Origin of the sequence: Methylocystis sp. (genome assembly GCF_021731785.1) — a bacterium.
Lineage (GTDB): Bacteria > Pseudomonadota > Alphaproteobacteria > Rhizobiales > Beijerinckiaceae > Methylocystis.
On record NZ_JAKFWS010000035.1, the window covers coordinates 13,498 to 36,181 of the forward strand.

Annotated in this window: 29 protein-coding genes and 1 tRNA gene; 13 read left to right on the forward strand and 17 right to left on the reverse strand. The window is 62.6% G+C overall.

The window, feature by feature from the left end; translation table 11 throughout:
* Window positions 1–36 precede the first annotated feature (36 nt).
* From QZ964_RS07150 to QZ964_RS07170, 5 genes are read left to right on the forward strand one after another with little or no spacing between them, the layout of a single operon-like run.
* Window positions 37–246, forward strand: a complete 210-nt coding sequence (locus tag QZ964_RS07150; RefSeq protein WP_292530423.1) for a hypothetical protein — start codon at window positions 37–39, stop codon at window positions 244–246.
* Window positions 239–1,525, forward strand: a complete 1,287-nt coding sequence (locus tag QZ964_RS07155; protein WP_292530426.1) for a hypothetical protein — start codon at window positions 239–241, stop codon at window positions 1,523–1,525. The genes QZ964_RS07150 and QZ964_RS07155 overlap by 8 nt, the downstream gene beginning before the upstream one ends.
* Window positions 1,525–3,978 carry a hypothetical protein gene (locus tag QZ964_RS07160; RefSeq protein ID WP_292530429.1) on the forward strand — a complete coding sequence of 818 codons (2,454 nt, stop codon included), beginning with the start codon at window positions 1,525–1,527 and terminating at the stop codon, window positions 3,976–3,978. The genes QZ964_RS07155 and QZ964_RS07160 overlap by 1 nt, the downstream gene beginning before the upstream one ends.
* On the forward strand, window positions 3,975–4,430 hold the full coding sequence (locus QZ964_RS07165) for a DUF5681 domain-containing protein (RefSeq protein ID WP_292530432.1): 456 nt from the start codon (window positions 3,975–3,977) through the stop codon (window positions 4,428–4,430). Before QZ964_RS07160 ends, QZ964_RS07165 begins: the two co-directional genes overlap by 4 nt.
* A gap of 11 nt (window positions 4,431–4,441) precedes the next feature.
* Window positions 4,442–4,705, forward strand: coding sequence for a hypothetical protein (locus QZ964_RS07170; RefSeq protein WP_292530435.1), 264 nt, complete (start codon window positions 4,442–4,444; stop codon window positions 4,703–4,705).
* Between the two features lie 34 nt (window positions 4,706–4,739).
* Here the strand turns inward: QZ964_RS07170 and QZ964_RS07175 are convergent, their stop codons facing one another.
* Complete coding sequence (locus tag QZ964_RS07175) at window positions 4,740–5,726, reverse strand: hypothetical protein (protein ID WP_292530438.1); 987 nt, start codon at window positions 5,724–5,726, stop codon at window positions 4,740–4,742.
* Window positions 5,727–6,061: 335 nt separating this feature from the next.
* On the reverse strand, window positions 6,062–6,343 hold the full coding sequence (locus tag QZ964_RS07180; RefSeq protein WP_292530442.1) for a helix-turn-helix transcriptional regulator: 282 nt from the start codon (window positions 6,341–6,343) through the stop codon (window positions 6,062–6,064).
* Window positions 6,344–6,454: 111 nt separating this feature from the next.
* On the opposite strand from QZ964_RS07180, the gene QZ964_RS07185 reads away from it, so the two are divergent.
* From QZ964_RS07185 to QZ964_RS07200, 4 genes are all read left to right on the forward strand, one after another.
* Entirely contained in the window at window positions 6,455–6,727 is a 273-nt protein-coding gene (locus QZ964_RS07185; RefSeq protein ID WP_292530445.1) for a hypothetical protein, read from the forward strand.
* A gap of 86 nt (window positions 6,728–6,813) precedes the next feature.
* Window positions 6,814–7,206 carry a hypothetical protein gene (locus QZ964_RS07190; RefSeq protein WP_292530449.1) on the forward strand — a complete coding sequence of 131 codons (393 nt, stop codon included), beginning with the start codon at window positions 6,814–6,816 and terminating at the stop codon, window positions 7,204–7,206.
* The gene (locus tag QZ964_RS07195) at window positions 7,203–7,349 is read left to right on the forward strand and encodes a hypothetical protein (protein WP_292530452.1); all 147 of its coding nucleotides are present in this window, start codon (window positions 7,203–7,205) and stop codon (window positions 7,347–7,349) included. Before QZ964_RS07190 ends, QZ964_RS07195 begins: the two co-directional genes overlap by 4 nt.
* 669 nt (window positions 7,350–8,018) lie before the next feature.
* Window positions 8,019–8,438, forward strand: coding sequence for a hypothetical protein (locus QZ964_RS07200; protein WP_292530455.1), 420 nt, complete (start codon window positions 8,019–8,021; stop codon window positions 8,436–8,438).
* Between the two features lie 211 nt (window positions 8,439–8,649).
* Here QZ964_RS07200 and QZ964_RS07205 read toward each other — a convergent pair.
* Window positions 8,650–8,725, reverse strand: a tRNA-Lys gene (locus tag QZ964_RS07205).
* Window positions 8,726–9,032: 307 nt separating this feature from the next.
* On the opposite strand from QZ964_RS07205, the gene mdh reads away from it, so the two are divergent.
* Together mdh and QZ964_RS07215 are read left to right on the forward strand one after the other, a co-directional pair.
* Entirely contained in the window at window positions 9,033–9,995 is a 963-nt protein-coding gene (gene mdh, locus QZ964_RS07210; protein WP_292530459.1) for a malate dehydrogenase, read from the forward strand.
* Window positions 9,996–10,200: 205 nt separating this feature from the next.
* Window positions 10,201–10,326, forward strand: coding sequence for a hypothetical protein (locus QZ964_RS07215; protein WP_292530462.1), 126 nt, complete (start codon window positions 10,201–10,203; stop codon window positions 10,324–10,326).
* A gap of 83 nt (window positions 10,327–10,409) precedes the next feature.
* Here the strand turns inward: QZ964_RS07215 and QZ964_RS07220 are convergent, their stop codons facing one another.
* From QZ964_RS07220 to QZ964_RS07245, 6 genes are all read right to left on the reverse strand, one after another.
* A complete protein-coding gene (locus QZ964_RS07220) occupies window positions 10,410–11,969 on the reverse strand; it encodes a DUF882 domain-containing protein (protein ID WP_292530465.1) in 1,560 nt (519 codons plus the stop codon).
* Between the two features lie 254 nt (window positions 11,970–12,223).
* Window positions 12,224–12,970 (reverse strand): hypothetical protein, encoded by a 747-nt coding sequence (locus QZ964_RS07225; RefSeq protein ID WP_292530468.1) that lies wholly within the window; start codon window positions 12,968–12,970, stop codon window positions 12,224–12,226.
* Window positions 12,971–13,080: 110 nt separating this feature from the next.
* On the reverse strand, window positions 13,081–14,109 hold the full coding sequence (locus tag QZ964_RS07230) for an NAD regulator (protein WP_292530471.1): 1,029 nt from the start codon (window positions 14,107–14,109) through the stop codon (window positions 13,081–13,083).
* Window positions 14,069–14,593 carry a protein tyrosine phosphatase gene (locus QZ964_RS07235; RefSeq protein WP_292530474.1) on the reverse strand — a complete coding sequence of 175 codons (525 nt, stop codon included), beginning with the start codon at window positions 14,591–14,593 and terminating at the stop codon, window positions 14,069–14,071. The genes QZ964_RS07230 and QZ964_RS07235 overlap by 41 nt, the downstream gene beginning before the upstream one ends.
* 21 nt (window positions 14,594–14,614) lie before the next feature.
* Window positions 14,615–15,247, reverse strand: coding sequence for an HD family hydrolase (locus tag QZ964_RS07240; protein WP_292530534.1), 633 nt, complete (start codon window positions 15,245–15,247; stop codon window positions 14,615–14,617).
* Window positions 15,248–15,251: 4 nt separating this feature from the next.
* Window positions 15,252–15,881, reverse strand: coding sequence for a DNA-3-methyladenine glycosylase I (locus QZ964_RS07245; protein ID WP_292530477.1), 630 nt, complete (start codon window positions 15,879–15,881; stop codon window positions 15,252–15,254).
* Between the two features lie 182 nt (window positions 15,882–16,063).
* Between QZ964_RS07245 and QZ964_RS07250 the strand changes: the two genes are divergently transcribed.
* Together QZ964_RS07250 and QZ964_RS07255 are read left to right on the forward strand one after the other, a co-directional pair.
* Window positions 16,064–16,600 carry a hypothetical protein gene (locus QZ964_RS07250; protein ID WP_292530479.1) on the forward strand — a complete coding sequence of 179 codons (537 nt, stop codon included), beginning with the start codon at window positions 16,064–16,066 and terminating at the stop codon, window positions 16,598–16,600.
* A 119-nt stretch (window positions 16,601–16,719) separates the two neighbouring features.
* The gene (locus QZ964_RS07255) at window positions 16,720–17,115 is read left to right on the forward strand and encodes a DUF3126 family protein (RefSeq protein WP_292530481.1); all 396 of its coding nucleotides are present in this window, start codon (window positions 16,720–16,722) and stop codon (window positions 17,113–17,115) included.
* A 62-nt stretch (window positions 17,116–17,177) separates the two neighbouring features.
* On the opposite strand, the gene QZ964_RS07260 is transcribed toward QZ964_RS07255, so the two are convergent.
* The 8 genes from QZ964_RS07260 to QZ964_RS07295 form a co-directional block, all read right to left on the reverse strand.
* On the reverse strand, window positions 17,178–18,563 hold the full coding sequence (locus tag QZ964_RS07260) for an ATP-binding protein (RefSeq protein WP_292530484.1): 1,386 nt from the start codon (window positions 18,561–18,563) through the stop codon (window positions 17,178–17,180).
* Between the two features lie 4 nt (window positions 18,564–18,567).
* Window positions 18,568–19,251, reverse strand: coding sequence for a response regulator transcription factor (locus QZ964_RS07265; RefSeq protein ID WP_292530487.1), 684 nt, complete (start codon window positions 19,249–19,251; stop codon window positions 18,568–18,570).
* Between the two features lie 25 nt (window positions 19,252–19,276).
* Window positions 19,277–19,627 carry a hypothetical protein gene (locus QZ964_RS07270; protein WP_292530490.1) on the reverse strand — a complete coding sequence of 117 codons (351 nt, stop codon included), beginning with the start codon at window positions 19,625–19,627 and terminating at the stop codon, window positions 19,277–19,279.
* Window positions 19,628–19,695: 68 nt separating this feature from the next.
* A complete protein-coding gene (locus tag QZ964_RS07275) occupies window positions 19,696–19,911 on the reverse strand; it encodes a hypothetical protein (protein WP_292530493.1) in 216 nt (71 codons plus the stop codon).
* Window positions 19,877–20,098, reverse strand: coding sequence for a hypothetical protein (locus QZ964_RS07280; RefSeq protein WP_292530496.1), 222 nt, complete (start codon window positions 20,096–20,098; stop codon window positions 19,877–19,879). The genes QZ964_RS07275 and QZ964_RS07280 overlap by 35 nt, the downstream gene beginning before the upstream one ends.
* A 1-nt stretch (window position 20,099) precedes the next feature.
* Complete coding sequence (locus QZ964_RS07285; protein WP_292530498.1) at window positions 20,100–20,276, reverse strand: hypothetical protein; 177 nt, start codon at window positions 20,274–20,276, stop codon at window positions 20,100–20,102.
* A 43-nt stretch (window positions 20,277–20,319) separates the two neighbouring features.
* On the reverse strand, window positions 20,320–20,931 hold the full coding sequence (locus QZ964_RS07290; protein WP_292530501.1) for an N-acetylmuramoyl-L-alanine amidase: 612 nt from the start codon (window positions 20,929–20,931) through the stop codon (window positions 20,320–20,322).
* A gap of 161 nt (window positions 20,932–21,092) precedes the next feature.
* Window positions 21,093–22,679, reverse strand: a complete 1,587-nt coding sequence (locus QZ964_RS07295) for a DUF2793 domain-containing protein (RefSeq protein ID WP_292530504.1) — start codon at window positions 22,677–22,679, stop codon at window positions 21,093–21,095.
* Window positions 22,680–22,684 lie beyond the last annotated feature (5 nt).

Consider the following 22,684-nt stretch of genomic DNA (forward strand, 5'->3'; position numbering starts at 1 on the left):
GTGGCCTCGCGGGGCTGCTTGTGGCACGCTCATTTCATGGACAAGGAATATCAGATCGCTGAAGCCGTGAACGCCGCGCGTTTTGTCGAGGTCGTTCGCGCCCGCGCGCCGCGCGGATTCTCGGAAGCCGTAAAGCAAGCGGCGCAAGCCAATCAGCTCTCGACGAGCGAGTTCATCCGCGCCGCCCTGGCAGAGAAGCTTCAGGGCGCGTCCCCTCAAGAGCGCGAGGCAGCCATCAATGTCTAGTCTCGGGCTCCTTGCGAACTTCTTCCCCGACGCGGGCAGCGGCGGCTCAAGCCATCCACTTGGACTGCCGGTCAGAAAGCCGCTGCCCTCTGGCGACGATACGTCGTCGGACAGGACGGGGCTGCTCAATGGCGGCGGCGGGCTAAGCGACATGCTGCTTGGCGTCGGCATGGGCCTGTTGTCGAACCGAGGCGTTGGCCCAGGTCTTGCGCAGGGTTTCCAGAACTATCAGCAACTGGCGCAGATCGGACAACAGCGGAAGCGGCAGGAGTCGCTCGATAAGCTCGCCGCCGATCGCGAGGCGCGCATGGCCGCGTGGCAGGACTGGCAACGCCAGCACATGACGGAACGGGAGAAGATCGAAGACGCGCAGCGCGCGGCAAGCACTGGCCTGCAGCGCGAGCAATTCGACTTCACGCGCGCGCAGGCTGACAAGCCGCTCGCCATGGACATTCCGCAGCCTGATGGAACTTTTAAAAAGGGATTCGTCCGGCCAACGGGCGAGATCGTATCTACGGTCGGCGCGCCGGTCGCACAAACGCGCGGAAGGCATGTCGTCGGCGGCGTGCTCGTCGATGATCTCGGGAAAGAGATTTACAAGGCTCCCGACAAATCCCCGTCCCTCAACGAAGACGCAATTAATTTAACCGCTGAGCAGATCCTTGGCGGCGACACGGCGGCGATGACGAATCTAGGACGCGGCGCACAGGGCGCCGAGAATGTCGCCGCTATCAGGAATCGCGTCGCGCAATTGGCGAAAGAGCGCGGTCTGAATGGGCAGGCTATTCTCGACTCGATAGCCGGCTTTGGTGGGCATAAGGCGAGCGAACGGACGCTTGGGACGCAGGAAGCGAATGCGCTTGCTGCTGGCCAGGAAGCATTGAGCGCGCTCGGCATTGGCCGCGAAGCGTCAGTCGCTTTGCCGCGCGGGAATTGGGTTCCGGTCAACATGGCGGTGCAAGCGTTCCAGAGGGGCACGAGCAACCCGCAATTGGCGGGCTATGGCCGGGCTATGGCGACGATCGCCAACACATACGCGCGCGCAGTCAACCCGAAGGGCTTGCCGCATGAGGCGGTTGTTTCCGAGACGCTGAAGGCGCTTTCTTCGGCGCAAGGGCCGGGCGCGCTCAACGCCATGCTTGACGTCATGGAAAAGGAAATCGGCCTCGCGCAAAAGTCGCCGGCGCAAGCGCGGAAGGTCATGCAGGATTTGCGGCAAGGCAAGGAGCCGGCGGTTGGGTCTAAGCCAATTTCTGGCCCCGGATGGCGGACAAAGTAATGGACCTGGAAATAGACGGCATTGGCACAATCGAAATTGGTGACTCCTTTAAGGACATGTCGCCAGACGATCAAAATGCCTATGTCGATCACATCCGCGAGCAAGTCAGGCAGGGTAAGAAATCCGGCCTGCCTATGGGTGGCGACGCTCCAGCGCAAAGGGGGTCTAATATCGTCCAGGACGTTGCCCGGTCTATTCGCGGCGGCGTTCCATTCGGCTCGCGCATCGCGGCTCTGGCGAAGACCTACGAGCCGTTTACGGGCGGCGGGACGTATGCAGAGAACCTTGCTGCGGAACAAGCCAAGGAAGTGGAGCTTGCCGAGCGTGTGCCGATCGGCAATCTCGCCGGCAATCTGATCGGCGGCGCAGTCGTTCCGTTGGGGCCGCTTGCCAGGGTGGCGTCAATGCCTGCCTCCATCCCGGCGAAGTCGCTGCTCATGGGCGGGACCGGCGCGGCCTTTGGAGGGTTAGGCGGCGCTGGCGATGCGCGCGATCTGACGAACTTTCGAGAGGCGACCGAAGGCGCATTGACCGGCGCTGGTCTTGGCGGCGCGCTGGGCGGGACGGTCCCGGTCGTCGGCGCCGGGGCTGGGAAGGTCATCGGCGCGGTCGCCGCGCGTCGCGCTCCTGGCGCTCCGGCGCTATCGCCTGAAGCGACGCGCATTCTCGCTCGCGGCGTCAAAGCAGACACGCCGGAAGCGCTACGCAATGAGGCGTCGAGATTTGGCGACGAGGCTATGCTTGCCGATCTCGGGCCGGCGATGCTTGGCCGCACGCAAGGCGCGGCGCTAGCTTCGGACGAAGCTCGAGCCATCGTCAACAATGCGCTGCGGGAGCGATCTGCCGGAGCGTCAAACCGTATCCTTGGCTCGGCGCGGGAGAACCTCGGCCCTGCCGTTCCGCCTCGGGTCGCGGAAGAGGGCATTCGGACGGCTCGCGCCAAGCGGGACGCTAAGAATTACCCGCTCGCCTTCGGCAAGGCCGCTTATATGGACGCGCCGCCGCCGGTCGATACGTCGCGGCTGGTCAAATATCTGGATCAAAGCATCACGAAGGCTGAAGGCGACGAGTCGACGGCGCTTAAAGATTTGCGAAAGGCGCTGTTCAAGCCAAATCCAGATTTGCCGGAGAACATGCCGAAGGCGTCGGATTACGTCGTGCCGGCGCCAAAGGAAAAAATCCTCGGCGCGCAAGACTATGTGCGCTCGCTCGGCGGCGTTATCGACACTGGCGGCGATTTAACGTCGCAGGGGCTCAACAAGGTTCGCGGCCTCGTCAATCCTCGTGGGTTGCATCCCGACAAGATGCGCGAAGCCTTGGCGGAACAAGGCTATTTTGACCATATCTATGGGACGCCTGATCGCGCCATCGCCGAGTCGACGATACAGGATTTGTATGACGCTATCGGCGAGAACGCCAAGCGTGCATCTGACGCGGGCATTGATTGGCAGCGAACCGCGTCTCGAGAGCAACGCGCCGGAAAGACGCAAAGAGAATTTTGGGACGAAATGAAAGGGTTGGCGTTCGATGCGACGCCGCCTGCAACCGTTCCGAAGACCGAGGCCGAGAACCTCCACAAGATTAAGGGCGTTCTGGATGATCTGATTTCCGGCCAGCCGGCCTGGAGCCTCGGGCCTGGGCGGTTTACGCGCAAGGAAGGCGCTGTCATCGGCGCGCGCGGGTTGCTGAATGATCTGCTGCAGGCGCAAGTGCCCGGATATGAGAAGGCCAATCGCGTCTCTGAGGGCTACGCCAAGCGGCTGGAGGCTCTGGACCTCGGCGGCAAGGTTCTCGGCATGGGCCGCGATACGCCCTGGCCGGAAGAGCTGCAAAGCGCCATGTCGCGGATGACGCCGAAGGAGCAATCGGCGCTTCGCATAAGAGCGCGCGGCGATATTGAGGAAAAGTTGCGCAAGTCGCTCAATGACGTGACGGCGAGCAAGGGCATTCTGAAAGGCGAAACCGACTTCAACCGCGCTAATCTTGGCCTGATATTCGGCGAAGAGCCTGCGGGGCAGTTTGCATCTCGCGTCGAGGCGGAAAAGAAATTCGCCAATACGCTTAGCGACGTGATCGGCAACTCGCAATCGGCGCAGCGGCTCGCGGCTCTTCGTGAATTCAAACCCGGGGCGATCGAGCTGCCTTCGTCTCCGCGTTCTGGGATTAAAGGCGCTGCGGTTCAAGTCGCCGAAGGACTTCTGTCGCGTCTGCTTCCCGATCGAACGGCGGCGGCTGGCGAAGCGGCAAGCGTTCTGACGAAGCAAGGCAAGGAACGGGACGCGGCGATTAACGATCTCGCTGCTTGGCTGGCGGATCAGGAATTGCGACGTCGTGGGGCGTCGGCTGTTGGTCAACGCGCGGCGGTGGGTCTGCTCGGCCCGTTCTTTGGGCCACGCTTTGGGCTGGGCGCGCCTCAGGGGCAATCTGCCGGGCTTCTCGGGAGCGATTATTGACGACTGACGCGGCGGAACCTGAAAAAACAGCCGGACAACAACGGGGGCGGTTTCCGCCCGGTGTCTCCGGCAATCCGGCGGGGCGTCCGAAAGGAGCGCGGCACCGGGCAACGCTGGCGGTCGAGGCTCTCCTTGAAGGCGAGGCGGAGGCTCTAAGCCGGAAGGCCATTGAAATGGCTTTGGCGGGCGACGGCGTCGCCCTGCGGCTGTGTCTCGAACGTCTTCTTCCTGCACGGCGCGACAGGCCAGTAAGCTTTGACCTTCCCAAGATCGAAACGGCTGCCGACGCAACCAAAGCGACCGGCGCAATCCTCTCTGCTGTCGCTTCCGGAGAGGTGACGCCAGTAGAGGCTGAATCCGTGTCAAAGATCGTCGAGGCTCATTTGAAGGCGCTCGAAGCCTCCGAATTTGAAGCCCGATTGTCGGCGCTTGAAAGCAAGGGCAAATCATGAGGCCAACCGCAATGAACCGACTGGAAAAGCTCGAACATGCGCATGGCGTAAGTGGAAGTTCGATCCAACTCATCGAGCGCATGATCGTTGACCCGAGGCAAGGCCAACTAAACCCGGAAGGCTATGTCGACAAGGCTGGGAACCGATGGACGCGGGAGCTTGGGGAGCAATTCAAAGATTTCCACGAGCGCGTGACGGCGGAAGCGATTGCACATGCGCATCCGAGGATTGCGGTGATTGTCGGGAATGATCGGGTGGAGGTTTCAAGCATATAAACCCCCGCGCCGCGCGTCGAGCTGTGCCTTCGCCCTATATTCCAGAATCTCCCTTTTTGTGTTGCGAGTCTGAATTTTCGTCTGACTTCGGTTGAGACATGATGGCTTTGTTTAGCTCGGCTCGAAAACTGACGATGTCGGCTACCATTTTCTTTTTTTGCTTTTCAAGTGCTTGCCCGACGATCTTTTCCACCTCTGCCCGAGACGCGTTAAAGAGCGCCATCCCAAGACTAATAAATTTTTTTTCTGCATCTTCGCATTTTGTAATCACAACCTGTGCCAGTGTTTCTGCACTTTCGTTTGAATAGGGAACGATTTGGCGCATTTGTGAGTGAAGGCATTTCGCGTGCTGCGCCCCTGCTTCCGATATTAGTTTTTGCCTTTCACGTTCCGACTCGCTGTCCGCTTGGCCATTTACCTGCGGCGGGGCTTCTTGTTCCGGCGCGGCGCGTTGGGGCATCGGCGTTGAATTCGACTGTCGCCTTGAGGGGGTTTGTCCATCTGCCTGCGCAACAGAACCCTGATTTTTTGGTCGATGCTTAACCAAACATTCAGCTAGTTTTTGAAGCAGAGGTTTTGTTCCTTCTAGACTAAACGCGTAGATATTTGTTCCTGAATACGCGTTCATCATTTGAGCTTCCATAAATGCATTAATGAGAGCCGAGTTAACGGGCATCTCTACCTTTGCAGTATTTGAATTTAAAGGGAAGGCCCGGACTCTTACCGGCGCTCCTCCGTCAAATGAGAGGACTAAATCGATTTGCTTATTTGGAACAAAAGCCCAATCTTCCTTATGAAAACCTAAATACCAGCTACTATCAACCGTAATGGAAACAAACAGAGCAATTTGACTGTTGTATGTCGTGTAGGCGGCACAATGAGAGAAGCCATTGTTTGAATCAGATGTATATAAGCCACCAACCCAATTTCCAATACGAAACTCTTCATACGGGCCGCGTGCAAATCCGGATGCGGAACTTAGTAGCCAAAGCATTAGTGCAAGCGTTAATAGTTGGTTCAATTTCGCCCCCTCGCAATATAGTTAGCTTCGCGGATCGGCTGGGAATTCAGATTAGGCTGAATGCGATCGAGCCGCCACCCAGCTTCCTGTCACGCTTCGAAGAATTCCCATCACTCCCTCCGCGCCGTGCCTCCGGCTTGCCTCTGTCAATCCACACGCAGGCAATTCCGGTTCGCCCGGCGTATGTGAGCGCTTGAAGGAATCCGTCGGGGACGGGAAGGACCTCAGGAAAGGGCTTTGGCTCCACACGGGAAATTCGCCCTCAGGATTGTAACGCACGTGCACCTCCACTACAGGCCCGAAAGGCAACGCGCTGCGATGCTCAACGATGCGCGTCATTTGCGGCCCCTCTGCTTACTGCGATCCTTGCGCAACCGAACGCCGGGCCCCTCGCCATTCTCTTCAACGAAGATCACGCCGGCCTTTTCAAGGGCGGCGACGATCTTTGCCGCTGTATCGGCTCGGCCACCTAGTTCGCCGGTTTGCGCCTCAAGGCGACGAACCGTCACGATGGATAAGCCGCTTGCGTCCGCGAGATCGGTTTGTTTCCAGCCGATAAGTTCTCGCGCCGCCTTCACTTGAAGAATTGATATGTGAAATATCTTTTCTGTTGACATCGGCCAATTCCTGAGTGATATTCTAAATATCACAAGCCGCTCGCCAGAGCAAACAACGCCGAAACTCTCATTTCGGCGAACGCCCTCGGCTTGTCCAAAGGAGAAGCGCCGATGCCCAGCACGTTCGATCGCTCCGCCATCATGAGAGCCGCGCATTTCACCGCCCGCTGGCGGGTTCAGAGCGTTGGCGGCTCCTATCGTGAATGGTTCGCCAAGGCGCTGGCCTCGGAATGGAAAAAGGCCAAAGCCGCTCGGCTGCGCGAGGAAAGTAACGTCGGGCTTCCGGTCCGTTCCTGCTTCGCCGACCGCCCCGCGCCTCGCATGCCTCTATGCCGTCTCTACACCACGCATTCCGGCCGCATCGCCGGAGCGTTCGCGGCCTGACCTTCAGGACCGCCGACAAAGCGGCCGGGCGAGGCGCCTGTCAGCCTCTCCCGGCCTAACCACAACCAACTACGCAGGAGTCCGCCATGGCTAAGACCAAAGATACCACAGACGAGACCCACGAGCGCCCTGGCGCTATTATCGAAGCGCTGCGCCAAGCCGGCGTTGATCGTGAACTGACGATGCGGGTTTTCGGCTGCATCGAAGCCGAACGCGCCACGGCCATCGCGAAGGCGGCGCGCCTTTTCTACAATTCCGACGAAGACGACCCGATCACTCCCGGCCAGTTCGACGACGAGCTTAACAACATGACGCGCCGCATGTGGGGCGTCGTCGCCGCGGTGGAAGGCGCCTTGGACGGGAGAGACGATTCTGTCGGCCAAGGAGTGCTACAGCTCGTTAATGACGCCGCGCAGGAAATGGAACGCCTCGCCGAGGCGTTCGACGCGGAGCAATGGCTCTCGAAGGAGCCGGCATGACCGCGCCCGTCAACGCCACGCTCCCGCAGTTATGGCTCTGCGTTCAACGGCTGAGGCTCGCGCGTTGGGCTTTTTGCCTCAGCCGAGCCTCGCGCCGCCTTGCCGAATGGATCATGCCCGAGGATTTGCGGCGTAAGCTGTGAGGGATTAGGCTTCCGCAACTAGCCGGCTTTGATCTCCTCTTTGCCGGCGCAGAACGCCCCGACCGTGGATGTAACGGCGGGGCGTTTTTTGGTGCTGGGCATGGAAACCGCAATCAACAAGGCCATATTCCGGGCATGACCAAAAAAGCAAAAAAGCCTATTGTCGATGCTGACCTTAAAGCTATCGACAGATGGGACACTGAAGGCGGCGCTCCCGCATCCGGCGACCGGTCGACCAAGGGCCCCAAAACGCCCCCGCGACACCGACCAGCTCGCCAAGTTCGTCGTTGACGTGGCTACCGGTGAGGACCGCACGCCACAGGGTAACTGACCTCTATCCCGGTCGTCGACGCGATGTTGTAGCGCGGCTGGAGATTGCGCGGCTGGCCGATCAGGTCGGCGAGGCGCTGGAGCTCTTCCCAAGAGAGATGCTGTGTGAAGCGTCCGCACTTCGTGAGAGCTTAGCGAGAACCTCCGCGTCAGCAACTGTCGCCGGCTCAGGAATGTTGCGCAGAATTTCAATTGGAAATACTGCGACCCGCAGTTTGGCACGTCGAATAATCATGTCATTCGAACAGCTTAAATTGCGGTAGATGCAAGCTCTTGCTCGGCGCGAGTTTATATGAGCAAAATGTTTGAATTTATTATTTGAATAGTGGGGAGGTAGAATTGCTTAAGATCATCTGCTTCTGCATTTTTGCCGTTGTCGGCCTTTCCGGTTGCGCAACTATAACTCGCGGCACCACCCAACCAGTTGCGATCAATACACCCGGCGTTACTGACGCTCAATGCACCCTGGTTTCTTCGACAATCGGCACGGTGACTTTGAGCACGCCAGGCGTAGTGACCTTGCCGAAGGGCTCTGAGAGCGTGACAATTCGCTGCAGCAAGCACTGTTACAACGACGGCTCGGGGATCCTGTCCTCTAACATGGAGAGCATGGCAATGGGCAACGTTGTGGCGGGCGGAGTCATTGGTCTTGGAGTAGACGCCGCGACCGGAGCGATGAATAAATATGCGCCGCAGGCCGATATCCTGATGACGCCAGACGGATCGTGCGCCCCGCTGTCGAAGTCACGGAAAAAATAGCGGAATGCAATCACTGCCGCCACGTGCTCAGGGGCGCCTTCGCGAAGATCGTGGATGAATCCTTCAGCGCAACCTTGCTGACGTTGCCGACCTCTTTGAGTGCGTGGCGAAGATCGTCGGCCTAGGCGTTGTGCATTGGGCCAAGGGGTCCGCTATGGGTCCGCATTCCAGCGGCCGTAGGTCTGTCTTTGTCACAACTTTTTGATTCCATTGGTGGGCGCACAAGGGCTCGAACCTTGGACCCGCTGATTAAGAGTCAGCTGCTCTACCAACTGAGCTATGCGCCCGTCCGACCAGCGTGCGAGCGCTGCTTGGAACGAGCGGTGCGAATAACAAAACCGCTCGCGACTGTCCAGCGCTACGCGCCGCGGCGCAGCCTTTTTCGCGGTTGGCCACGGCGCGGGCGCCGCCGGCCGGCGGCGGATCAGCCGCGTTTCCGTCACGGGACCGGCCCGCGGGCCGCGACGGGCCGCCCGCGCGATAGCGTCCGCCGGTCGTGCGCGCTGTTGGGAACTACTCATGCGGCCCGACACGTCTTCCCACCGCCGCAAAAGCGCGGTAGCAGTTCTTGAGAAGCAAAGAACGAGTTTGACGATGTCGCGAAGAAAAATCGCTTTGATCGGCGCCGGCAATATCGGCGGAACGCTTGCCCATCTCGCCGGCCTCAAGGAATTAGGCGACATCGTTCTTTTCGACATTGTGGACGGCGTTCCGCAGGGCAAGGCGCTGGATATCGCCCAGTCGTCTCCCGTCGCTTGCTTCGACGCCAAACTCACCGGCGGCTCCGACTATTCGGCGATCGCGGGGGCGGACGTCGTCATCGTCACGGCGGGCGTGCCGCGCCAGCCCGGCATGAGCCGCGACGATCTATTGTCGATCAATCTCGGCGTCATCGCCAGAGTCGGCGCGGGCATTAGGCAATATGCTCCTGACGCCTTCGTCATCTGCATAACAAATCCGCTCGACGTCATGGTCTGGGCGCTGCAACGGGCGTCCGGAATTCCGACGCAGCGCATCGTCGGCATGGCCGGCATGCTCGATTCGTCCCGCTTCCGTTATTTTTTGGCCGAGGAGCTCGATGTTTCGGTCGAAGATGTGAGCGCCTTCGTTTTGGGGGGCCATGGCGACGACATGGTGCCGTCGGTGCGCTATTCGAGCGTCGCCGGCGTGCCCTTGCCCGACATCGTCGCGATGGGATGGACCACGCAGCAACGCATTGACGCGATCGTCGAGCGGACGCGCAAGGGCGGCGGCGAGATCGTCGGCCTGCTCAAGACCGGCTCGGCATTTTACGCGCCTGCGACCGCGGCGATCGCCATGGCCGAGAGCTATCTGAAAGACAAGCGCCGGGTAATGCCCTGCGCCGCTTATCTTGAAGGCCAATATGGCGTGAACGGACTCTATGTCGGCGTTCCCGTCGTCATCGGCGCGAATGGCGTCGAGAGGGTGATGGAGATAAAGCTCGACGAGACCGAGCGGGCGATGTTTGAAAAATCGGTCGCCTCGGTCCGGGCGCTGATTGAAGCGGCCAAGTCCCTCGACCCCGCCTTCGCCTGAGCGCTTTCGCCATAGTCCCCAAGCTTTCGTCTGCATGCGGCGATCCGGCGCGACGCGCCAAGACCGGCTGCTCAAGGGGCCGCGACTCTGCCCGAGGCCTTTGCTTGGGCGCGACAAGAGGAACATTCTTTGCAAGTTGGGGTTACACTGTCTGAACGACTGATTCTCTGAAAGAGGTTCAGACTTGCAAGATGGATATCAAGCCATGTTTGACCCTGACGCCTATGGCTTTGTCAAAGTTATCGCTATAGCGGGCACGCTCTACTTTGCGGCGCGCGCGGCGATCCTTATTGGGCTTGCGGCGATAAACGCCGTCGCTCTGCTGCCATAAGTTATTAGTGCAGAGTTGTTAGCTGGAGTCCAAAACGGGTTCGCGCGAATAGTGCTTTACGATTTTAGTTGATCGAACCGGGGTTACCGCGTTTTCGCGCCTTCTCCCGCTATCGCGTTCCTGTCGGAGTCGCCGCGGCTGCGGGCTCGCGCGGCGGAACGGAGCCCTGTCGGGGCCAAAAGCGAAGCTTTCGACGGTGGGTCGGAGACGACTCTTTGGGCGCTGTCTTCGGCGTCAGTCTGCGCTTTTGGCTCGGGCGCATATGCGAGCGAGTCGTGCCGGTGCGTCGTTTTTGACTTTCTCGCTTCCGTTTTGGGCGAATCGACGAGTCGCGCAATCGCGCTGGTCGCCTTCGCGTCGAAGGTCGCCGGCCGGGACGGGGGCATGGGCGCCGACGTCTTAGCGCGACGACGCGGCGGCGCATCGTCGGCAAGCGTTTCGCTTGAAACGCCGTCGGACCCGTCGCTTTGCTGATATTCGACTGCGCTTTGCAGCTCGCGCGACCGATCCACGGCGGCAAGAGCGGCGGACCTGTCATAGGCGAATTGCCTGTCCGCGAAGGCGGTGAGCGAAGCCGGACGCTGCGGCGGCAGCGGCGCCCGAACGCTTGGCGCCGTCGCGAAGGGCGACGCCTGCTCGGGCGGCAGTGCGCCCGGCGCTGAGAGCGTGGTTTCGCCCCGCGGCAGATCGGCCTCGGCGCGCGCCATCTCGGGCGTCCGATAACGATTGGCGTCGGCTCCGCCAGAGGCGGCGCCTTCTTCTTCGGCCTCGCCCCTGCTCGCGCTCCGGGCGGACCGTGGCGCGAGCGACGCCCACTGCTTGCGGCCGCTCGGCGCGGGCGCCGTAACTTCCGAATCGTCTTCTTCGCCGCCGCTTCCGCCGCCGCCAAACAGCATGGCGAAGAATCCCCCGAACGTTCGTCGCGGCGCTACGACATAGGCGCCGTCGCCGCGGGCTTCGATCTCCGCGCGAGCCTCTTCATAGCGCGCCAGCGGCTGGTTGTTGGTTGGCAAGTGCACGGTCTTCCCGTCCGGGAAAAGTCGCGCCAGGTCGTCGTAACTCATGCGCGGCCAGTGGCGCACATTGCCGACGTCGAGATGGACGAAGGGCGTGCCGGCTGTGGGATAGTAGCCGACGCCGCCGCGCTGCATGCGCATCCCGATCTCGCGGACTTGCGACATCGGCATGCCTGGCATGGTGGTGTCCATCGCCTTGCCGAGCATGTGCTGGGAATATTTGGCGACGGCGCGCGAACGGGCTCGCAGCATGGCGTTGGTCTCGGGAGAACGATAGGCGGAGACGACATGCACGACCTGGTCCGGGGCGCCGGCGCTGCGGTAGGTCTCCCAAACGACGTCAAACAGGCGCGGGTCCATATTGGTCTGCTCGTCGCGGCGCCAGTCGCGCAGGAACCAGTTCAGTTGCTGCAGGACATTGCTGTCGTACTGCCCGTTGACCAGATAGGTCGCCGAAATCGATTCATGCGTATGGGAGTGGTAAAGATGAATTGTCCTGGTGTCGCCATTGGCGACGGCGGTTTCCGTTATCTTCGGCGCGAGCGTGGTCAGACAAAGGGCGACGAGGCCAAGCGCTTTCGAAAGCGGAGCGAAATTCAGGCGCGCGCTAGAGCGAGGCGTCGTCAATGGGTCGCTTCCTCGTCTCGCTTGAAGCGCGCCCCGACCGACGCCGCCCCAGAAAACAAAACTATTCCTTAGACCGTCCGGCCATAAGGCAAAGCGCTGCGCCGGACGGCGCGAGCCGATGGTGAAAAATCACTTGCAGAATACGCAGTTGGAATGCGCTGCCCCTTGGACGGACCCTACCGCCCTGATTCCCCACCGGTTCCGAGGCTAGGAGAACATCGTGGCGAAAAATTGCCCAATCTTCGCAGCGCGCTTCAGTTCGAAGCCACCGTGCGCACGAGCTGCTGCCCGAGGATGGGCTGCGCCCCGCTGATGAGTTGCAGATAGGCCGGAGACATCTGCGCCATATCCTGCCCCGCGAAGGCCTCCGATGGCGGCCGGCGCGGCGGCAGCGGCGGTGCGGGTTCAGGAAGCGCATTCGCCTCTTCGGCGCCCCGCGCCAACCCCGTCTGCTGGCGGTCGGCGACGGCGACGCGGATTGACGCGGTCTGATCGCCGGCGCCCCCGGCAAGGGCGGTGGCGACTGCGGACTGCACCTTATGCGCGATGTCGCCAAATGAGGCGAGGCTCGCGCCGGACGACCCATCGGAGCGTGCGCTGGCGAGGCTGGTCGAAGGCGCGCGCTGCTTGCGGCTGGCGATCATGGTCGGACCGCCTTCACAGTTGCGCATACCGAGCGCGATCAGCTCGGTCCCCGTCAATACCCGGTATTCCCTGGTCAAATTGCCAAGACGGACCTGCACGGCGGCAGGGTAGGAGGCGAACAGCCGCGACGAGACGCCGAGGTCGGTCTCTCGGTTGATGGCGTTGTACGCTTGGTGGAATTTGACCTTTGCGTCCGGATAGACGCAGACGTTCGGCAGGCTGAGCGCCAGCGTGCAGGCCGAGCGGCATTCGTGCAGGCGGACGTCGCGATTCTCGCGGCGATATCGTTCGGTTATCGCCTCATAATCGCTGACAAGACCGCCGACGTCCTTATAGACGACGACCGGTGCCGGCATCGGAGGCGGCGACAAATAGCCCAAGACGCACCTCTACTCTACGCAGTGGGGGCTTTCGCGACAGCAAACATTGACCCTCTCGGGGTGAACATCGGCTTAAGGACCGACTTTCAGCCCCTAATGCCGACGCGAAGCCCTGGCGCAGGCCGTTCTTGCAGAACATTGCGGCGAAAATGAAATAGAGCAGCAGGCCGGCCGCCGGTCTTCAAGGACATCTCGCCCGTCGGCTCGACAATCGCCGTCGTTTCCACAAGACGCCGGAAGTTTTGCTTGTGGAGGTGCCGCCCTGCGATCGCTTCTACTGTGCGCTGCAGCTCGGTGAGCGTGAACTCTGGCGCCATCAACTCGAAAATCACCGGCCGATATTTCATTTTTGCCCGCAATCTGCCCATGGCTGTGGCGAGAATGCGGCGATGATCATGGCGCATGGCCGTGCCCAGCGGCGCGAGCGGCGCTCGTTTTTGCGCCGATTCGCGGCCGTCGCGCAGCGCCTCGTCAAGCAGGCCCGCCTCATAGAGAAGCTCATATCGCTCGAGAACGTTTTCTTCGTTGAACGCCCGGCCCCTGGCGCCAAAGAGAAGATTGACGCGCACCTTTCGGGAGAGGCCCGCGGACGACACTGCGTCGGGCGATTCAGCGACCCATTTCTCCAGTCCTAGCGCGATCGTTTCTTCGAGGATCGCCGGGGGGCCTTTCCGCCAGTCTTCCCACGGGAAGAAATCGTGCCAGCTCCGCCAGACGCCGCCGCGCCGATCGGCGTCCTGGCCGATGCGGGTCAACGCCAGATAGCCGACCGAAACGACATGCGGGTCGCGGTCGCCGGCGCGGGCGTGTCGTCCGCGGTCGCCAAACGTATACAGCTGCTCGACATAGCCAAGCGGCGCGCCGGTTTGTTCGGCGACCCATTCGCGCAGGCCAATTTCGAAGGTGCGGTGCCGGATGGGATCAAACGGACCGGAGGGAAGGGCGGCGACGCCGGCCGGCCCATCCGCGCGCGTGGTCAGAATCAGCGGCTCATCGACGCGAATGGCGACGATCGCAGCGGTCAGCCCGATTTCGACAGGCGGCGAAACGGGCGCAAGCGCTTGCGCGTCCCGACTAGCCGTCGGCGAATTCCAGGGCGAAAGGCGCTCCTTCATAGCAGTCGGCCCCTCGTCCGATCGCGGCGATCGCAGCGGACATTCGCCCGCCCCGGCCAAGCCTTTCGTCGGCGAGCGCGACCAGCCGTCTGTTCGGGGTCGCGGTCGCCGAAACTCGGCGAAGGTCGCGCGCGATCTCCAGTTCGCTGCGGTGCGGCGCTAAGGCGCAGGCCGCGACAAAGGCGGCCGCGGGCGAGCGGCTCACCCCGGCGTAACAGTGAATGACGAGCGGCGCGGAGCGGTCCCATTCTTCAAGGAAAGCGAGCAGCCGATCGATATGTTCCTCGCCGGGGACGATGTGACCCTCCCGCGGCGCGTCGATATCGGAGACAGCGATGCGCAAATGGCGCTCTCGCGCGATTTCGCAAGGTCGAACAAGCGACGCCCCGGCCGTGAGAATGGTGACGAGCGAGCGAGCGCCGCTTTCGCGCACGGTCTCGACGACCTTGGTCAGCGAACAGACGTATAAGCGCCCATCCGGCATGTCACTCCCCGGCGTTGGTCTTCAACTTTCGTCAACCGCCCAGAATCGAGCGAGATAACGCGCCTTCGTCTCCTCGACGGGAGCCGGGGCAAGTTCGTCCATGAAGGGCTGCGGCGGGATCGCCGGGCGGCCGAAGATGCGCTCGGCTTCGCGCCGTGTAAAGCCCGCGAGCTTTACCGCCTCGAAAAAAGCGGCGGCTCGGTCGGCCTCTTTGCACAGGCGCCGCAGCGACGGCGAAGGCGCCGGCGGCAGAGAGAACCGCAGGAGAATAGCGCCGAGTATGCGGTCCTCGACGGTTTTGTAGGCGTCGCCGATCACCGCCTTGAACGGGGAGATCATATCGCCGATCACATATTCCGGCGCGTCATGCAGCAGCAGGTAGAGCCGTTCCGTTCGCCCGATCGCGGGGTCGAGCGCGCTCGCGACCTTTTCGACCAGCAGGCTATGTTGCGCGACGGAAAAAATATGTGCGCCGACGGTCTGTCCGTTCCAGCGCGCAACCCGCGCGAGCCCATGCGCGATATCTTCGATCTCCACGTCGAGCGGCGAAGGGTCGAGCAGATCGAGGCGGCGCCCGGACAGCATGCGCTGCCAGGCGCGGGGCGTCTCGCGGGGCGACGCGCGCCCGCGATTTTTCGCTGGAGGGGAGCGCATCGCGTCAGCCATTGTCCTCCCCTGCATGGCGATGGCAGCCGACCAGATGATCGTCGACCATGCCGACCGCCTGCATAAAGGCGTAGACGATCGTCGGCCCGCAGAATTTGAAGCCGCGCGCCTTGAGATCTTTGGACAGGCGCACCGACAAAGCGGTTTGCGTCGGCACGTCGCTCATCCGCGTCCATTGATTGACGATCGGCCTCCCGTCGACGAACTCCCACAGATAATTTGAGAAGCCGGTCGTCGACTCGATTTCGAGCCACGCCTGCGCCGATAGCACGGCGCCTTCGATTTTTGCGCGATTGCGCACGATTGCGTCATTTCGCATCAGCGCGGCGATGCGCTCTTGATCGAAGCGCGCCACCTTCTCCGGATCGAACCCGGCGAAGGCGGCGCGAAAAGCCTCGCGCTTGCGCAGAATGGTGATCCAGGACAGGCCGGCCTGAAACCCGTCGAGGGTCAGCTTTTCGAGGAGCGCCCGGCTATCGCGCTCGGGACGTCCCCATTCATTGTCGTGATAGTCGAGATAGAGCGGATCGACGCTCGGCCACGGACAGCGCTTCAAGCCATCGACATGAGAAACGACCTCAAGGTCGCGCCAACTCGCCGGTTGTTCCCGGACGCTCGCCAAGACTGCATCCTCTGTATTGCGGACGGACGCGCCGCGCCGCGGCTTTATCGCGCGTTCGGATTGCGTTCACAACCAAGTTGGGACTATCGTCGCGCCGGCGGACGCAGATGGCGCGCGTCCTGCTTCATGCGGCCTTGCAGTCATTGCGGCTCAGTTCGCGCCGTCCATCGATGGAGATTTATATGGGGATCGCTATTTCTCACGCCGCGGCTGGCCTTTTCGCCCTTGCCGTCGGCGTCGTCGCCGGCTCGGAGGCGGCGTATGCTCAGGCCAATGTGTTGAAGGAATGCGGATCGCAATATCAGGCCGCCAAGGCCGCCAATGAGCTCGCCGGGCAAAGCTGGCAGGATTTTTTGAAAGCGTGTCGCGGGCGACTGGCGGAGCAGGCCAAGCCGGCCGAAGAGAAGCCGGCTGAAGCCAAGCCCGCCGAAGCGAAGCCCGAGGCGCCGCCGCCCGCCGCCGCCGAAACGCCGCCCGCGGCCAAACCCGCCGAGCCGACGCCTCCGCCTGCGACCCAGGCGAAGCCTCCCCAGACGGCGCCTGCCACTGAGGCGGCCAAACCCGCGGCGGACGCAAAGACCGCATTGCGCGAACGGCAGAAAAAATGCGCCGCCGAATGGAACGGGAAAAAGGCCGAACTCAAAAAGTCCGGTTCGAAAATGACCTGGCCGAAATATTGGAGCGAATGCAACAAGCGGCTGAAGGCCGCCGGCGAATAAAACCCAGTACGGTTTGCTTAAAACCCGACGGCTTCGCTGTCGGGTTTTTCGCATGCTCTTGCCCGGCGGCAAGGCTCATGGCAGAGGAATGAAGTCACCTGACGAACGAGGGCGGGCGTTTGGAAAAAGTCGAGTTGCAAAAGCTGCAGTCCTTCCTGCGCCGCTCGCTCGGCAATGACGGCATTCGCGTCGCCGCAGATCCGAAAAATCCCGACGATGCGGCGGTGCATCTCGGCGAACGCAAGATCGCTTCGATCTCCGTCGACGATGAGGACGGCGATCGCTCCTTCGCTTTTGAGATGAAAATCCCCGTCGGACGCGAGGCGCTTCAATCCTATTTGCGCAAGCTGTTCGAGAATGATCGTCTGTCGATCGCGGCGCGCGGGCGCAAGACCGATTCGGTCGAACTCAACGCCAACGGCGAGTTTCTTGGCGTCATCTCGGCCGATGATGCGAAGCTCTCGAGCTTCACGCTGCAAGTCGCCATCCTCGATTTCGATCTCGAAGAGGAGTGAGCGCGGCGAACGTCGCCGGTCTTCGACCGCCGATCCCGAGCCGGGCTTTCGCTTTGCGCGCTTCAAAACCCAGGCAACCGTAGCTCCGCACGCAACCCGCCGTTGGGGCTGTCATCGAGTTGCAGCGAGCCGCCATAGGCCGCAGCGAGATCGACGACGATCGACAGGCCGAGGCCCGATCCGGGCTTGGTTTCATCGAGCCGTCGGCCGCGCTGCGTCGCCGCCGCGCGAAGGTGCGAGGCAAGTCCGGGACCGTCATCGTCGATCGTGAAGCGTAGAGCCGGCCGCGACGCTTCGCCGCCGTCGACGGAAACCTCGATCGTCACCCGGCTCTTTGCCCATTTGCCGGCGTTGTCGAGCAGGTTGCCGATCATTTCTTCAAGGTCCTGCCGTTCGCCAAGAAATCGCAAATGCGGATCCGCGTCGCCGGAAAAGACCACGCCCTTGTCGCCATAGATTTTGCCGAAGGCGCGCAGCAAAGCCTCGATCGACGGCGCAACCGGGGTCGCCGCGCCAAGCGCGCCTCCGCGCGCGGCGGCGCGGGCCCGATCAAGATAGAAGGAGATTTGGTCGCGCATGATCTGCGCTTGCTCTTGAACTTTCTGCGCGAGTTGGCCCGGCGCGGCGTCGGCCTCGTTGACGACCACCGAGAGCGGCGTCTTCAGCGCATGGGCCAGGTTGCCGACCTGGGTGCGCGCGCGTTCGAGAATGTCGCGATTGGCGCTGATGAGCAGATTGAGTTCGTCGGCGAGCGGCGCGACCTCGTTCGGGTATTTGCCCATGATGCGGTCGCGTTCGCCGCGGCGGATCGATGCGAGTTCGCGCTGCAACTGCCTCATCGGACGCAAGCCGAAATGGACCTGAAAGGCGGCGCCGATGGCGAGCGCGATGGCGAGAGCGCCGAAGGCGACGGTCAATGCGAAGCGAAAACGCGCGATCTGCTCTTCCATCTCTTCGCCGCTGCCGGCGACTTGCACGAGATAGATGCCGACGTCGCCTACGTCGATGATGCGTTCGACGATGCGCAATCGGCGCCCATCGGGCCCGAGCGCGTAGCCGCGACGAAAACCGCCGATTTCCGCTGCGACGCCAAGGTCCGAGAGCTTCGGCAGCGTGCCCGCGAAGAGCGACCGCGACGCCTTGATGTCATGCGATTTATCGTCGAGCCGCGTGATTTGCCAATACCAGCCCGAACCCGGCAATTCGAATTGCGGATCGCCGAGCTGGCCGGGACCGGTGCGTCCCTCCTGGCCGGACTCGGATACGTCGGCGACAATGGCGCGCAAATAAACGTCGAGGCGTCGCTCGAATACTTCTTCCGCCTCGCTTCGGTAATAGGCGGTGAGAAGAATGCTGGCGACAAGCAGGACGACGAGGCTGGTCGCCGCCGCCGTCAGAAAAAGACGCGCGGCGATGGAGCGAAATGAGCCGATCGCCAGGCGGCTCATGCGGCTAGCGCTTGATGCCGGCGTCTTTTGCCGGCGCGGCCGCCATGTAGCCCAGTCCACGCACGGTCTGGATCAGGTCGACGCCAAGCTTCTTGCGCAGCCTGCCGACGAAAACTTCGATCGTGTTGGAGTCACGATCGAAATCCTGATCGTATAAATGTTCGATGATCTCGCTGCGGGAAACGACGCGGCCGCTGTGATGCATCAAATAGGCGAGCAGCCGGTATTCGTGCGAGGTGAGCCTCACCGCCGCGCCGTCGACGACGACGCGGCCAGCCTTGGTGTCGAGTCGAACCGCGCCGCAGACGATCTCATTTGTCGCGTGGCCGGTGGCGCGGCGCAGCAGAGCGCGGATGCGCGCCAGCACCTCCTCCATGTGGAACGGTTTGGAGACATAATCGTCGGCGCCGGCGTCGAAGCCTTGCACCTTGTCGCTCCAGCGGTCACGGGCGGTCAGGATAAGCACCGGCATGTCGCGTCCGGCCGCGCGCCATTCTTCGAGAATGGTCACGCCGTCCTTCTTTGGCAGGCCGATGTCGAGGACGACGGCGTCGTAGGGCTCCGTCTCGCCGAGATGCCAGCCTTCTTCGCCGTCGAAAGCGCGGTCCACCGCGTAGCCGGATTGTTCGAGCGCGCGAACGATCTGGCGGTTCAAATCCTTGTCGTCTTCAACGACGAGCAGCCGCAATGCGTCCTCCCTGCAAGCTTCGAGCTCAGTTGTCTACAGAGCCAGAATGGGCCCGGCCGCTGAACGCGTCGACATGTATTTTGAAAATGCGGCCGTCCCGGCGCAGCAGGCTGATCTCATAAATAAGTCCTTCGCCCAATTGGCACAGCCTTGCGCCGAGCGGTTCGCTCTGCAATCGCAGGGCGGCCTCCCGCATGCTTCGGAAAGGATCAGCGAGCTTGTGCGCTTCGAATTTGCCGCGCGCCTGGGCCATCGTGAAGCACTGCATACGCGCTGGAGGGGGATCTTCGGCGCGAGCGGAACACGCGAAGCCGGCCGTCGCCGCGAGGGCGGCGACGGCGAACGCCCGTCTTCCAAAACATCCGGCGGCCGGCATGCGCCTCTCCCCGCCGCATATTCGGCCGAAAGCCATGAACGCGCAATGAATGATCGGCGCCGCCGCGTTCAGCCGCCGGAGGCGCGGCAAGCGTCGCGCGTTTTCTTGTAGTCGAGAATCATCGCGGCGAGAGGCGTGTCCTTGGGCAAGGCGCGCAACTGCTTCGCTGCGATCTTCTGCTCTTCCAGCGAATAGGCGACGAGCGGGGGACAGCCTCCGCCCGTCGACTGGCACGCGCCAAGAGCGATGCTAAAAGCGCCCAAGATCGAGATCTTGCGAAACATCTTCCACGCTCCTGCGCTCAACCATGATTTCCGCCTGTCGCTTCGCGGCATGCAGATCCGCTTCGACGCGGCGCGCCTTTTCCTGGTCCCCGCCGCCGGCGAAGAGGCGCGCGAGCAACGCGCGCCCGAGCGCATAGAGGACGGCGCCGGCGATTGCGATGAGACCGAACACTATCAGCTTCGACATGTCAGGCCGTTCCTGGCGGCGTCGAGGTGATGCTGCGCATGATCGCCATCACCGCCGCCGATCCGACGGCGACGGCGCCCGCCTTCGGATCGTTGAGGAATGCGATCCAGTCGGTGGAGGCGAGCGCGCCGAACGCAGCCACGAGTCCGGCCGCGACATAAGTACGATAGCCTTGCATGTTGAGTTTCCTTTCGTCATGCCGGAAAGCCGCCGGCGCGGTTTCACTTTCGGCCAAGCACTCGCGAGACGAACGAATCCATGGCGAAGGCGGGACCGGGATCGCGCTTTCGCGTCGGCGCGATGTCGTCATGACCGGCGATTTCGGCGATGCCGTAGGTCTGGCAGAGCGCTTTTGCGACATCGACGGCGGCCGAGATCTGAACGGCGGGATAGATCATCCAGGGCTTCTGCGCGCCCTTGTCCAACTTGTGCGCGAGCATCGCCACTTGACTTGCCGGCAGGCTTCTTCCGTTGACGTCGGCGAATTTGCCGTTGGCGAGCTTCGTCAACGGTCCGGCGTTGGTCAGCTCTATGCCGATCGAAAAGCCGTTGCAGTTCGAGCGGCGCTTCCAAACGCTTTTCCCAGCGTGCCAAGCGACGCGATTGAAAGGCGCAAGCTGCGTCACCGTTCCGTCGAGTTCGATGACGAGATGCGCAGAGGCTTTTGCGTTCGGGTTACACAGCCAGGAGATCGCGCCTTTTGCCGACTGCGACGCGGTGTAATGCATAATCAGCAGCGAAGGCTTCAGAACGCCGCCGACGTTGGGCGTCGGCTTTTGCGCAACCGGCTTGTCGTCTTGGTGCAGGACGTGATTCTTCACGGCGAAGGCCATGCGCCGACTCCTTTTTAGTTTCGTCGAGAGGGTTTGTTGTTGACGCGGGGGGTCATCGAGCCCGCGCGAATTCGCGGTCGCGAAGCTCCTCACAGCTCGATGGCGAACTGAGAACGAGCGCCGTAGATTCTTCGTTAGGCGATCGCGCCGGCGGCGCTGACTCAGAAGAATTCGAAGATCATGGCGTATCCGTCGCCGCCGGCGCCGCCCGCGCCCGAGTCGGCGCCGTTGTGAGCGGCCCCGCCTCCGCCGCCGCCGCCGCCGAGACCGCCGTCGCCGCCAGCGCCTGGAGCCGTCAGGTCTGAGGCGCCTCCGCCTCCGCCTGTGCCCCCTTGCTCGATCGGACCCATTCCGCTGGACCACGAGTAGCCTGGGCCGCCGTTGACGGCGCCGCCTGCTACTCCGGCATTGCCGGCATAGGTACCGCCGCCGATGTAGATGATGCCGCCGTAGCCGCCGTTTCCCGTGGCGTTCGCGGCCGTTATCCCTCCGCCAGCTCCTCCGCCGGAGGGACTGTCGTAGAGGCACTGGCCTCCCCAACCTGCCGGTCCGGCGGCGCTGCCGCCCCCGCCGCCACTGCCGCCGTAAATGTTCGATCCGACGCCGCCGTCGCCGCCGAAGCCGCCGTTGCCGAGGCCGAAAGAGCCGACGCCGCCCGACGCGCCGGAGCCCGAGCTTCCGGACGAGGCCCGGCCGCCGGCGCCGCCACCGCCCGACGCGCCGCCGATCTGGCCGCCGGCCCCGCCGCCGCCGCCCGCATAAAGCAGCGATCCGAAGCTCGTGGCGCCTCCGGCGGAGCCGTCGTTCCCGTTGGCGCCGTTCGCCGTCTGCGTCGCCCCTCCGAGGCCGCCTGCGCCGACAAAGACGGCCTTGGAGGCGCCGATCTGGGCGGCGGTAAATCGTCCGCATACGAGTCCGCCGCTACCGCCGCCGCCGCCGCCGGAGGCTGCCGCGCCGGACGCCGTCCTCGCGCCGGAGCCGCCGCCTCCGTCGGCTCCAAAGAGCCGCACCTCGGCGAAACGCAGTCCCGGCGTCGGCGTGTAGGTTCCGTTCGACGTGAAAACGCGGATTTTCGTCGGGCCGCCGCTCGGAAAGGCGACCTCGCCGGTCGCCTTGTCGACGACGACCGCTTCCTTCCACGTCGAACCGTCGCCCGACACTTTGACATGAAAATTATCGTCGCCGGTCAGACCGGTCTCGGCGCGAGCGGAATAGTTTGACTCGTAAAGTTGCGAGACCGTTTTCGCCGCGCTCTCCTTGTTGAGCGCGAAGCGAAGATCGCCATCGCCGCCGTCCGCAACGTATTTCGCAGTGAACAGCGTCGCATTGAGTCTCGCCAGCAGCGGATTGGCGCCGTCGGCGGTCGCGCCGACGCCAAGCAGCGACAGATTCTGCAGCTGGCGCAAAGCCAGGCCGCCGTCGATCCATGCGGCGCCGTCATAGAGCAGCAGGAGCTGTTCCGTTTCGACATAAGCCCGCCAGCCGGCCTGTGGCGCAAGAAAGCTCCAACCGCCCGCGAGGAACGTCGCGACCTGATTGGTCTTGCCGGCGAACGCGCCCGTGGCGCCGGCGCCGACGAGCAGACGATCGCCTTCCGCCGGAGTTGCTGGCGGCGACGTCACGTTTCTATCCGAGATCGAAAGTTGCGTCAGCGCATCGATCAGCGCCAGCGCTTCATTGTGCGTGACGTGCTTTTGCGCTTGCGCCGCGTCAAGGAAGGGCAGCGCAAGATGCGTCGTTTGCGTCATCGTTG